Annotated in this window: 14 protein-coding genes and 2 pseudogenes; 14 read left to right on the top strand and 2 right to left on the bottom strand. The window is 40.1% G+C overall.

Translation table 11 applies throughout. The features are described from left to right. From RT445_RS17895 to RT445_RS17840, 12 genes and pseudogenes are all read left to right on the top strand, one after another. Positions 1–522, top strand: a 522-nt coding sequence (locus RT445_RS17895; protein ID WP_313471135.1) for an amidohydrolase family protein, incomplete at its 5' end; no start/stop codon positions are given. Positions 523–573: 51 nt separating this feature from the next. After that, on the top strand, positions 574–1,020 hold the full coding sequence (locus tag RT445_RS17890) for an urease accessory protein UreE (protein WP_274797047.1): 447 nt from the start codon (positions 574–576) through the stop codon (positions 1,018–1,020). Beyond that, entirely contained in the window at positions 962–1,702 is a 741-nt protein-coding gene (locus RT445_RS17885) for an urease accessory protein UreF (RefSeq protein WP_274797048.1), read from the top strand. The genes RT445_RS17890 and RT445_RS17885 overlap by 59 nt, the downstream gene beginning before the upstream one ends. 17 nt (positions 1,703–1,719) lie before the next feature. After that, positions 1,720–2,349, top strand: a complete 630-nt coding sequence (gene ureG, locus RT445_RS17880) for an urease accessory protein UreG (protein WP_274797049.1) — start codon at positions 1,720–1,722, stop codon at positions 2,347–2,349. After that, entirely contained in the window at positions 2,342–3,148 is an 807-nt protein-coding gene (locus tag RT445_RS17875) for an urease accessory protein UreD (RefSeq protein WP_274797317.1), read from the top strand. Before ureG ends, RT445_RS17875 begins: the two co-directional genes overlap by 8 nt. Before the next feature lie 27 nt (positions 3,149–3,175). Further along, complete coding sequence (locus RT445_RS17870) at positions 3,176–4,762, top strand: ABC transporter substrate-binding protein (protein ID WP_274797050.1); 1,587 nt, start codon at positions 3,176–3,178, stop codon at positions 4,760–4,762. Next, positions 4,752–5,720, top strand: a complete 969-nt coding sequence (locus RT445_RS17865) for an ABC transporter permease (RefSeq protein ID WP_274797051.1) — start codon at positions 4,752–4,754, stop codon at positions 5,718–5,720. The genes RT445_RS17870 and RT445_RS17865 overlap by 11 nt, the downstream gene beginning before the upstream one ends. After that, complete coding sequence (locus RT445_RS17860) at positions 5,717–6,535, top strand: ABC transporter permease (protein ID WP_274797052.1); 819 nt, start codon at positions 5,717–5,719, stop codon at positions 6,533–6,535. The genes RT445_RS17865 and RT445_RS17860 overlap by 4 nt, the downstream gene beginning before the upstream one ends. After that, complete coding sequence (locus tag RT445_RS17855; protein WP_274797053.1) at positions 6,528–7,277, top strand: ATP-binding cassette domain-containing protein; 750 nt, start codon at positions 6,528–6,530, stop codon at positions 7,275–7,277. Before RT445_RS17860 ends, RT445_RS17855 begins: the two co-directional genes overlap by 8 nt. A gap of 12 nt (positions 7,278–7,289) precedes the next feature. Continuing rightward, entirely contained in the window at positions 7,290–8,015 is a 726-nt protein-coding gene (locus RT445_RS17850) for an ABC transporter ATP-binding protein (protein WP_274797054.1), read from the top strand. Between the two features lie 189 nt (positions 8,016–8,204). Beyond that, positions 8,205–8,381 (top strand): annotated as a pseudogene (locus RT445_RS17845) (amidase); the annotation flags it as partial. 237 nt (positions 8,382–8,618) lie between these two features. Next, the gene (locus tag RT445_RS17840) at positions 8,619–9,767 is read left to right on the top strand and encodes a copper amine oxidase N-terminal domain-containing protein (RefSeq protein ID WP_274797055.1); all 1,149 of its coding nucleotides are present in this window, start codon (positions 8,619–8,621) and stop codon (positions 9,765–9,767) included. A gap of 179 nt (positions 9,768–9,946) precedes the next feature. On the opposite strand, the gene RT445_RS17835 is transcribed toward RT445_RS17840, so the two are convergent. Next, positions 9,947–10,225, bottom strand: a complete 279-nt coding sequence (locus tag RT445_RS17835; RefSeq protein WP_483869401.1) for a YhfM domain-containing protein — start codon at positions 10,223–10,225, stop codon at positions 9,947–9,949. A gap of 107 nt (positions 10,226–10,332) precedes the next feature. Between RT445_RS17835 and RT445_RS17830 the strand changes: the two genes are divergently transcribed. Beyond that, on the top strand, positions 10,333–10,713 hold the full coding sequence (locus RT445_RS17830; protein ID WP_312506847.1) for a PH domain-containing protein: 381 nt from the start codon (positions 10,333–10,335) through the stop codon (positions 10,711–10,713). A gap of 96 nt (positions 10,714–10,809) precedes the next feature. Beyond that, positions 10,810–11,160, top strand: coding sequence for a YkgJ family cysteine cluster protein (locus tag RT445_RS17825; RefSeq protein WP_274797059.1), 351 nt, complete (start codon positions 10,810–10,812; stop codon positions 11,158–11,160). Positions 11,161–11,204: 44 nt separating this feature from the next. Here RT445_RS17825 and RT445_RS17820 read toward each other — a convergent pair. Further along, positions 11,205–11,615, bottom strand: a pseudogene (locus RT445_RS17820) (DNA polymerase III subunit beta); the annotation flags it as partial.

Below are 11,615 nucleotides of genomic sequence, written 5' to 3'. Positions count from 1 at the left end.
CATGATAATTATCGTGTTAAGCGCTATATGGCAAAGCTGAATATTAACCCGGCGATTGCCCACGGAATTAGCCATGAGGTAGGTTCGCTAGAGGAAGGGAAGCTAGCAGATATCGTCCTTTGGGAGCCAGCATTCTTTGGTGTTAAGGCAGAAGTAGTCATTAAGGCAGGGATTGCGGTCTATGGCATCACAGGTGATCCGAATGCGTCGATTCCTACGCCACAGCCAATGAAAGGACGTCAAACATTTGGCTTTTATGGTCAAGGTCCTCAAAATTGTGGCATGACATTTTTACCGAAAATCGCTGTGGAGGAAGGCCTACCTGAAAAATTAGGCTTAAAACGAATGATTGGTACGGTTTCGAATTGCCGAAATATTCGTAAAGCTGACATGAAGCTCAACAATGCAACACCACAGATTGATGTGAATCCAGAAACCTATGAAGTAAAAATTGATGGGGAACTAGCAACATGTGAGCCTGTGGATATATTACCAATGGCCCAACGATATTTCCTATTCTAAGCCATCAAAGTGAGAGGAACAGCTAAAAATAGAGGATGAGGTGCAGAACTTATGTTAATTGAAAAAGTAATAGGCAATATTGCTAATGAAGAAGAACATCAACAGAAAACAACAGAATGGATTGAGCTAGAGTGGGAGGAATTAAGCAAACGAATTCTTCGTACGACAACGGATCAAGGTACAGATATTGCTTTGCGTTTAGAGGGAGAAGAACCATTACAATATGGCGACTTATTATTTGAGGATGCCGAACGTCGTATTGCAATTCGCACGAAGCTGGAGCCCGTTATCGTTATTACCCCAAAAGACATGTACGAAATGGGGAAATCAGCATTTGAATTAGGGAATCGCCATACACCTTGCTTAATTGAAAACAATGAAATCATCGTACGAGCAGATCATACGATTAATCCATTACTAGATGAAATAGGGGTGCATTATGAAACTACTGAAAGACGTTTCAAGCAGCCATTTAAATACCGTGGACACTCTCACTAATTTATCCTTATTGCATTTATTGCAAATCCATGATTCTGCCTTTCCAATCGGTTCCTATACCCACTCTTATGGTATGGAAACGTATATTCAAGAGGATCGCATTCGCACGAAGGAACATTTAGTTGAATTTTGTCAGGTGTATCTAGAGCAAAATTTAGTGTATGGGGATGCCATCCTTATTCAGGAGGCGTTCCATGCAGCACAAGCCCGAAATGTTACACGCCTTATTGAACTGGATGAACTGTGTGGCGCTATGAAGCTAGCGAAGGAGTCAAGAGATGCTAGTGTCAATGTAGGGAAGCAATTTATGCGAACAGTAGCCCCACTTATGGATAGCCCTTTTTTATTGCAATGGAAGGATCACATTGATCAGGAAGTCGTGAAAGGTCATTATGCAGTTTTATATGGGATTTATTGTGAAGCACTAGGTGTTAACGTTTTTCATGCTGTCATGACCTTTATGTATGCAACAATTAGTGGCCTCGTTCAAAATGCCGTACGAGCAGTGCCGTTCGGTCAAAACACAGGTGTCCAAGCCCTACATAAGCTCCTTGCCTCGGTGGAGGAAGCTGCCAAAACGGTGAAGACGTTAACGCTAGATGACCTTGCCAATAATGCGCTAGGTATAGAACTAGCCTCCATGAAGCATGAGTTTTTATTTTCGAGATTATTTATTTCATAGAAAGCGAGAGGATAGATATGAAACCAATACGCATTGGTATCGGAGGGCCTGTTGGGTCAGGCAAAACATCTTTAGTCGATCAATTAACACGTGTGATGCATGAGCACTACAATGTGGCAGTAATCACGAATGATATTTATACAAGAGAAGATGCCCAATATTTAATCACAAACGGTGTTTTAGCCGAAGAGCGAATTATTGGGGTGGAAACAGGTGGCTGTCCACATACAGCCATTCGTGAGGATGCATCGATGAATTTTGCCGCGATTGATGATTTGAATAAACGCTTTGCCGATTTAGATATTATTTTTATCGAAAGCGGTGGCGATAATTTATCGGCTACATTTAGTCCAGAGCTTGTTCATGGCTATATTTATGTCATTGATGTAGCAGAAGGACAGGATATTCCGCGCAAAGGTGGCCCAGCGTTAACACGTTCTGATTTATTACTAATCAATAAAACGTCATTGGCCCCTCATGTTGGTGTTGATTTAGAGCTGATGGATCAGGACGTGAAAAAAATGCGTGGTGGACGACCATATATTTTTGCAGATGTTCGCTCACAAACAAATGTTGATAAGGTGGTTGAATGGATTCAGCACCATATGCTCCTTGAAGGTGCCGAAGCAGTTGAAGAAAATGCTTAATCAAGGAAGGGTCAATCATTTCGGTAAGTTGGAGATGGCTTTTGAGCCTAGACGGGGTTTTACACGGCTTGTTCATGTGTATCAGCAGCCGCCATTAAAGGCAAGTCGAGAGCTGTATGAGGGCAATCATCCAACTGCCACCGTTTTTATTATGGAGTCCTCTGGTGGTATGGTCGCGGGAGACCGCAATGAAATTTCAGTAAAGCTTGCGCCAGACAGTCAGGTAAGGTTAAAGCAACAATCAGCATTAAAAATTTACCCTTCCCACACTGGCGAGTTTTGTACACAAGCCATCACAGTGGAACTCGATGAACGAGCGCGATTAGAATGGCTTCCTGAAGTGACCATTCCATTTGAACGAGCCAAATTTCAGGTAGATACAACGATTCATCTGAAAGAGAGCTCAACATTGATTTGGGGGGAGATTGTCGCCCCTGGAAGAGAAATGCGAGGAGAAATTTTTGATTATCAAGCATTCCAATCTAAGTACAAGCTCTATGTAGAGGATTCATTGATTGCTTTTGATTCCTTTCATTTCAAGCCACAGGACATGAATTTTTCAACGATTGGCTTGCTTGAAAAGGCGCTCTATATCGGCTCCTTATGGATTGTGGCGCCACAGGTTCAACATCTCAATATACGAGATTTACAGGATCGAATTCAATTGGAACCGTCCGTTCAGGCAAGTGTGACAAAACTAACCGATCAGGCCATTCATTGTAGATGGCTCGCCAAAGAGCAACGAACACTTCACAAAGAAATCAACAATATGTTTGAGTACATCTCAACATTGCTGTAATTTCTGTTGTGATAAAGGAGATAGTAAATGAAAAAGAGTTCCCTATTCATACTTTTGATGATAGTAGCAATAAGTCTTGTTGGCTGTGCCTCTAGTCAGGGGGAAGAGAAACAACCAGCTGCTACATCATCGTCTCAGGCAAATGAGCTTATTTTTGCCTCGGAATCTGAGTTTGCGGGTTTGAATCCGCTGTTGGAGGAAACCAATCTAGATGCATTTTTATTTAGAGGTCTGATGCGCTTTGATGAGCATAATGTTCCGGTAAATGATATTGCTCAAAGCATTAAAATATCTGATGACCAGATGACTTATACAATTACCATTCAACAAGATGTGACGTTCCATGATGGGCAGGCATTAACAGTAGACGATATTATCTTTACCATTGACAGTATTTTAGATGATGAAAACGGCTCCTATTTAAAGTCTGATTTTAACCATGTAGCATCAATGAACAAGATCAATGACACAACAATGACCATTCAATTAGACGAGCCATTTACGCCGATGTTAGATAAATTAACGGTGCCAATTTTGCCAAAGCATGCCTTCGAAGGGCAAGAAATGCGAACGGCTTCGTTTAACCAACAACCAATTGGGGCTGGTCCGTACATGTTTGAGCAATGGGATAAAGGAACAAGCTTAACGCTAAAAGCATACCCAGCCTTCTTTGGCACAAAGGCTTCAATTGAAAAAGTCATTTTTAAATTTATCCCTGATAGCAATGTGCGAGCTTTACAGCTAAAATCTGGTGAGGTAGATATTGCGCTTCTTGACCCGAATCAGGTGGAGGAGCTTTCAAAAGTAGAGCATTTAAAAATGTATGAAGTTGAATCAGCAGATTATCGCGGTCTCTTATTTAATATGAAGTTTCCAATTTGGCAAGATGTGACGATTCGTAAGGCCATTAGCTATGCAACTGATCGCGCTGGTATTGTAAAGGGCATTTTACATGGTTACGGTACGGAAGCATACTCACCATTACAAAAGCATGCCTTTACCAATAGCACGATTGAACAGTATTCTTATGATGTCAAGAAAGCCAACAAGCTCCTAGAACAAGCGGGCTGGACATTAAAGGATGACGGTTTCCGCTATAAGGATGGTCAAAAATTAGCATTTACGATTACGGCTCCGATTACCGATACAGTGCGTGTCAATATGGCTAATTATGCAGCAGAAGGCTATAAAGCGGTGGGGGCAGATGTGAATGTAGCTGCCCTAGATTGGAACAATATTGTCATTGAAGATTCAGAAGCTTTTATGGTGGGCTGGGGTAGTCCATATGATGCAGATCATCATACGTATAGCTTATTCCACTCGGGTGAATCAAGCCACACAAGTGCTGGCTATAATTACGGCAGCTATGCCAATGCTAAAGTAGATGCTTTGCTAGAGGAAGGACGAACAACCGTTGATCCTGAAAAACGTAAGGAAGTCTATGTGGCATTACAAGAGGAACTAGCACAAGATCCACCTTTCGCTTACTTTGCCTACGTGGATGCAGTATATGGCATCAATGAACAGATTCATGGTGTCAAAGAGCGGATTTTAGGTCACCACGGGGCTGGCTTCCTATGGAATGTCGAGGAGTGGAAATGGAATGATCGCTAAATGGATCGGGAAGCGAGTGATAATGGGGACAATGGTCCTCATTATCGTGAGCTTCCTCTCTTTTTTCATGATGCATGCCGCTCCTGGTAATCCAGCTGCAGCTTATTATGGTGGCAATGCGCAAACATTATCCGCAGCTGAGAAGGAGCGTATTGAAAAAGCCTTTGATCTCGATCAACCAGTACTGTATCAATACGGTTCTTGGCTTCGTGGCGTACTACAAGGCAATTTAGGATACTCGGCAAAAGAGGGCAGATCAGTCGCAACAATTTTACAGGAACGTTTACCGAATACACTACAGCTCGTTGTTTTGACTTTAGTTATGGTAACGATTGCGTCCATTTGGCTCGGCTTACGGGCAGGGATGCTGGAAGGTTCATTACTAGATAGAGGACTATCTATTGTCAGTATTGCAAGTTCAGCTATCCCACCATTTTGGCTCGGTATAGTATTTATCATGGTGTTTTCCGTACAGCTAGGCTGGTTTCCTTCATCGGGGATGTATGATGTACGGGGGAATGGAGGGATGGTGGATCGACTATACCATATGGTCCTTCCTTTAACAGTCCTTGTTCTGTCACATGTCGGGATATTCGCCCGCTTTTTACAGGAGAATGTGAAGGCTGAGAACCATAGCTATTATGTCCAAGTTGCACGTGCCAACGGAGTGCCAGAGCGTGAAATTCGTAAGATGATATTACGCAATGCCATGATTCCCTATATCAATTATGTCGGTGTTACCATTCCTTCATTTTTCGGAGGCTCCATTGTCGTTGAAACCTTATTTGGCTGGTCAGGCTTAGGACAGCTTTTGGTGAAATCAGTCATGGTTAAGGATTTTCCTGTACTTATGGGGGCTATTTTACTCATTGGCGTTGTGGTTGTTATGTGTTTAATTCTCATTGATATCCTAATGATTTGCCTGAATCCTAGGTTAAGAAGAGGGGGGCTTGTATGAGAAAAGAAAAACAGCGGAAGATACCCATCTTTTGGTTAGTGCTTCTTGCTTTCATTTTTGGCTTGACCCTTTTCTCCTCTATCCTCGCTCCTTTTGAACCAAATGCGATGGATATGAACCATATTTATGAGGCGCCTACTACGACACATTTCCTCGGAACAGATCAATTAGGCCGAGATGTCCTATCCCGCTTGCTTATTGGTGGGAGGGTGACTCTTTTCATCGCCATTGTTTCCGTTGTTCTAGCCAGTATAATTGGCATTATTTATGGAGGCATAAGTGGTTATTTTGGCGGGGCTATTGATGCCGTGATGATGCGTATATTAGAGGCCTGTTTAACCATTCCTTCTTTAGTGATCGTCCTTGCCCTTCAAGCGATTATGCAGGGGAGCGTTTGGCGCATGGCGATTATTATGGGGGCTACGAGCTGGTTTGTCACAGCACGTATTGTGCGATCTGAATTTATCCGTTTAAAGGAAGCCGAATTTGTACAAATGGCTAAAATGTTCCGTACACCGTTGTGGAAAATTCTTTTTAGCCATTTATTACGTAATAGTTTTCCTGCCATCTTTGTCGTAACGATTTTTAACTTTGCTGGCGCTATATTTACGGAGGTGTCCTTAAGCTTTTTAGGGATTGGGGTCCCACCAGCCATTCCGTCCTGGGGGACCATGCTCTATACGGCACAAAATGATTTACTAGTTGGTGCTTGGTGGATGGGGCTGTTTCCAGGACTATTAATCTTTATAACTATTTTATGTGTACAAGCAATAGGAAGTACGTTCAAGAAGGGAGGGGAGCGGACACATGTTTAAGATGTACAATGTAGCGGTACGAATGAATGAAAAAACAATTCTCAAAGATCTGTCATTCATTGTGCCGAAAGGGCAGATTACCGTGATGATTGGTGAAAGTGGTAGTGGGAAAAGCACGACTATTTCAGCCTTGCTTGGCATGCTTCCTGCTCATGCAACAGTGGAAGGGTCAATTTATTTTAATGGTCAAAATATAATGGAGCTATCGAAACAGGAGCAACTGGCACTACGTCAAAAACATTTCTTTACGATTTTCCAGGATGCCATCAATAGTTTTTCACCGACTATAAAGTTAAAGCAACAAATGTATGCGTTAAGTGCTTTACGGGAGGGTCATAAGAAGAAGGATTTTTTAGCTACCATCCAAGTCATGTTAAAGGACTTTCATTTACCAGAAAATGTGTTAGATTGCTATCCCTTTGAGCTTTCAGGGGGAATGCTCCAACGCTGTATGCTCGCCTGTGCCTTATACAATGAGCCAGACATCTTAATAGCGGATGAACCAACTTCCGCCTTAGATATGCTCCATCAGCAGGAATTTATTCAACTATTGAAAAAGCTTCATACCCGACTAGGAACGACAATACTATTGATTACCCATGATTTAGGTGTTGCTGCTGCCATCGCTGATTTTATTCTTGTAATGAAAAATGGAGAAATGGTGGAGCGAGGGCATGTGAAAGACATCTTTGAACAGCCGAAGCATCCATATACGAAGCAGCTTGTGGCTAATCATTTTTAGGAGGCGTAAATTTTGTTGCTGCAGGTTGACCATGTTTTTAAAAGCTATCGAAGAGGACAGCAAGTATTAAAAGATATTAACCTTACTGTAGGAAATGGTGAATTAGTAGGTTTAGTGGGGGAAAGTGGCAGCGGCAAAAGTACATTGGCTAAAGTTATCATGCAGCTAGAAAAGCCGAACAAAGGAACAGTGCTCTTTCAAAACCAAGCTATTACCAAACATAATCGCACCTCTTTTTATGAAAGATGCCAGCTCATTTTTCAAAATGCTACAGCGGCATTAAACCCAACGTGGACGGTAAGGGAACTATTAAGAGAGCCATTACAGCATCAATCAGTAAATGATACGTATTTACAGACCATGCTAGAGAAAGTTAAACTACCAGCAGATATCTTACATGCCTTACCTACAGAGCTAAGTGGTGGTGAAAGACAACGTGTCAATTTACTAAGATCCATTTTAATTGAGCCGCAATTAATCGTCTGTGATGAAATTGTTTCGAGTCTAGATCGTTTAATACAACGAGAAATAATCGATTTATTAGTCACACTCAATAAAGAAAGAGACATGGCGATATTGTTTATTTCGCATGATCTAAAGGCCGTTTCTTATTTATGTGACCGCATTTATGTCATGAAGGCGGGAGAAATTGTGGACGAGAGCTATAAGGAACAAAATCGCTTTGCTTTCACAAACAGCTATGCCCAGAGGCTGTTTAAGGCGATCCATCATACATAAGCATTTTCCTATAATTTCTTATGTAAGAAAAAGACTGGGAGCACGTTGATGGAGATAAAATGTAATAGGATTTAAGAGAAGAAATGACTATATATGCCATTCAAAGGGCGTTCGAGCAAGGGGGGCTAACAGCCAAAGAACTAGTCATGTATTCATAGCCAGCTTTGATCAAAAAGGACCGTATAGGCTTCCACAATAAGTACCAAAGCAGGCGATCCAACAATTGCTGTCCCAGTAGGCAATATGGCAAGTAGGAGACCCTGTGGTATTGCATTTCCTGCTACTGCATTTAGTGAAGTTACTTTAATTAAGCTAGCCTATTTTGAACAAGCAATAAAATGGCAAAAGGCTCCTCAATGGCTCTAATTAATCGTTAGGGTTCTACATATTAGACCAATCTACTATGTAGAACCCTTTCTTCATTTACTGGTTAGATTACTAACTTTATAGTTTAAAAGAGCTTCGCTAGTTAGAGAAAAAGTATGGACATTAGAGGTAGTAACACCTGACGGAAAAGTGGTACACTATGGATAATACATATATTGGTAACAAAAACCTGTATGCTTCTTTAAAATATAACATTCATTATTGAGAGGTGTAAGAATGAACTTGAAATTTATCCTCATATTATTTACTTTTACATTGTTCCTAGCTTTTGGTTTCACAGCACACGCAGAAAATCTTTATGACTATTATGAAGATGTATCTGAACATGACTTGAAAAATAGTATGATTCTTTCTCCTGAAAGCTCCATGGCATTTATTAATGGGCAGAAAGTATCTACTGTTCAGCCGATTATTAAAGATGGAAGAACATTAGTACCCCTTCGTTTTATTTCTGAAGGATTTGGTGCAAAGGTAGATTTTAATACAAAAAAACAGTCCATTACCATTACATACGCTACTAAAACCATTTCCCTAAAAATAGGAGATAATAATATTTCAATAAACGGTAAATCGAGCGAAATGGATGTGGCAGCAAGCATATACAACAGTTCAACGTATATTCCTTTAAGGTATATTGGCGAGGCATTTAATAAAAAAGTCGTCTACTTAAAAAATGCAGAGATTCAACCATATCGTTTGATTATAATTAGGGACGTTCATGCCACAGCAATTGAAAACCTTAATCTTATCCATATTTTTAAATTACTCTATCAAGGAAAATCCATTGTCTACAGTGATCGATATATGGCAGTCATTAAAGAAAACGGTCACTTAGTATTTAGCAACACCTTTAGTGATTTCGAGCCCTTTGTTTATCAGGAATTAATTGAGGATAAAAACTCGGTTCGATATGGGGATATATGGTTTAATACGGACATGGGCCATTTTTATTTGAATTATTCCTATAACACAACGCAGGAATTTATTTTATATCGTGTGGATGGCGATGCAATTACAAGAGTTGCGATTGAGAAAGCACCAATAAAGTCGGTAAAAACATATCAAAACAATGTCTTTTACTTGACAAGATATGAGCGTGGAATACTCAATGCTGAGGATACAAGCAATTTAAAATCTGCAACATTTACCAATGGACAATGGTTTTCCGATTATTTAGGTAAGCCTGGATTTTATTATGGCTTTGACACATTAGGTAATGTCTATGATTGGACAATTAATGGGAACGGGATCACTACATTTGGCTTTCAACGCTCCGGTGATTTAAGCTCTGATGAAAGAAAAAAAACGTTCGGACATTATAGAATCGATCTGAAGGGGAATCACCATGAGCTGATATCGCCATGAGTAAAAAGGGCCCTTTAGTCTAAATTAAACCATCATTTCTTGTCGTAGCCCTAAATAAACGGAAGTGTTTTTTTATTGCCGAACAAGGGCTATGAGTGCCTCGGTATAATCCTTTGAGATTGTGTAGATCGTATGTGTGTCTTTCGTATTCATGAGCACACTGCTTTGTCCATTCTCACCTAGCCAAAGATATAGCCATATTTGTTGCCAGCAGTATCCACTACTTGCAAATCATATTCAGGTGAAGCCATATCCACAACGCCTTCGTTTTTGACGGCTGTAGAAATGGCTTGTTGGAATAAATCAAGTGATTCCTCATCCTCATATATAACCATAAAATCAGTATTTATTTGACCAAATTCAGCTCCAATTGAGAGGCTGACCTTAGTTAACTCGCCACCTGGTAGCCTCTCTTCATTACAGCCAAAGAGGAATACGGCCAAAAAAGCAACCATCATTACACGCAACTCCTCACCTCCTATAAACTAAATAATACCATCATTTCTTGTCGTAGCCCTTGTATCTTTGTAATACATTAAATAAACGGAAGTGAGAGGGGAAGATCATGGGATTATTTGATGGGTTAATCGGCAATGCAAGTGAGGTCGATTTAGATAAATTACAGCAGGAAGTAAAGGATTTATTAATTCCACATGAAACAATCAAAAATGCCTATAAAATTATAAGAGATACGTTTATTTTTACCGATAAACGATTAATCCTCATTGATAAGCAGGGGGTGACGGGTAAAAAAACCGAGTACCATTCCATTCCCTATAAAAATATTGTGCATTTTTCAGTGGAAACAGCCGGCACATTTGATTTAGATGCAGAGCTCAAAATATGGGTATCAGGCAGTTCGTTACCGATTCAAAAAAACTTCAACAAGGCGACAAATATTTATAAAGTACAAAGTGTCTTAGCTCAGTATGTTCTAGGAACCTAATGTATGGTATAATAAGAGTAACATTTACAAAACACATCGTCTAAAGCCCGCATGTATGCGAGGCTTTTTTTGTTGTGCAATGAAAGGGGAATGAAGATGGAAAACTTACCATGTGAAGGGTGTAAGGGGTTATGCTGTGGTCCAGTTCCAATCACAGAGAAGGAATTAAAGAACATAAAAAAGAAGCTCAAATCGATGCCTAGTAAAATACGTTTAGAGCTTAAAAACCAACAACGATTTATGGGTACATGTATTTTTTACGATTTACAAAAGGATCGATGTGGCATCCATGCCGTACGACCTGAAATTTGTAGAATGTTTGGCTATTACAAGGAGCTAGTTTGTTTTCGAAAACCAGCAGTCGCAACTAAAACGATGGATACTTCGACAATAGCAAATCATATCGGTATCTTATCGTTAGATTATACGTGGAAGGATTTTGAGTAGTTATCAATTTATAAGAGATACTAGGCGGGTAAACGCCTAGTCTTCTAATAATACGAACGTACTGGTGAAATAAGGTGAAGGGAAGAGGAATGATCAACCGGTTCAATGAAGATGGGTCTCATTGTACCACCAAAACTTACTTTAATCTCTTCATCTTTTATTACCTTTAAAGCATCCATTAAAAAACTGCCATCCAATGAAATACGTAGGTCACGATCACCGTTAATCGCTTTGATAGGTTGGGTTTCTTCTATTTTTCCTATTTCGGAGGAGTTTGAGGAAATTTTTATTTTACTCCCATCGATAATTTCTAAATTGACATTGTTATTTTTCCATTCGTTTGCAAAAAGGCAAGCTCTATCAATACCCTTTAATAGTTGTTTCCTGTTAAGCGTAATGATTGTCTTCGAATGATTTGGTAAGAGTTCAAAAACATTGGGATAAGTTCCAGCTAT

Source organism: Lysinibacillus sp. (assembly GCF_032093475.1).
Classification (GTDB): Bacteria; Bacillota; Bacilli; order Bacillales_A; family Planococcaceae; genus Lysinibacillus; species Lysinibacillus irui.
This window is presented reverse-complemented; position numbering and strand designations above follow the sequence as displayed.

Coding starts and splice junctions, on each gene's coding strand:
- RT445_RS17835 (WP_483869401.1), bottom strand. CDS start 10,225: ATGATGGTTGCTTTTTTGGCCGTATTCCTCTTTGGCTGTAATGAAGAG.
- RT445_RS17885 (WP_274797048.1), top strand. CDS start 962: ATGAAACTACTGAAAGACGTTTCAAGCAGCCATTTAAATACCGTGGAC.
- RT445_RS17830 (WP_312506847.1), top strand. CDS start 10,333: ATGGGATTATTTGATGGGTTAATCGGCAATGCAAGTGAGGTCGATTTA.
- ureG (WP_274797049.1), top strand. CDS start 1,720: ATGAAACCAATACGCATTGGTATCGGAGGGCCTGTTGGGTCAGGCAAA.
- RT445_RS17865 (WP_274797051.1), top strand. CDS start 4,752: ATGATCGCTAAATGGATCGGGAAGCGAGTGATAATGGGGACAATGGTC.
- RT445_RS17840 (WP_274797055.1), top strand. CDS start 8,619: ATGAACTTGAAATTTATCCTCATATTATTTACTTTTACATTGTTCCTA.
- RT445_RS17860 (WP_274797052.1), top strand. CDS start 5,717: ATGAGAAAAGAAAAACAGCGGAAGATACCCATCTTTTGGTTAGTGCTT.
- RT445_RS17855 (WP_274797053.1), top strand. CDS start 6,528: ATGTTTAAGATGTACAATGTAGCGGTACGAATGAATGAAAAAACAATT.
- RT445_RS17875 (WP_274797317.1), top strand. CDS start 2,342: ATGCTTAATCAAGGAAGGGTCAATCATTTCGGTAAGTTGGAGATGGCT.
- RT445_RS17890 (WP_274797047.1), top strand. CDS start 574: ATGTTAATTGAAAAAGTAATAGGCAATATTGCTAATGAAGAAGAACAT.
- RT445_RS17825 (WP_274797059.1), top strand. CDS start 10,810: ATGGAAAACTTACCATGTGAAGGGTGTAAGGGGTTATGCTGTGGTCCA.
- RT445_RS17870 (WP_274797050.1), top strand. CDS start 3,176: ATGAAAAAGAGTTCCCTATTCATACTTTTGATGATAGTAGCAATAAGT.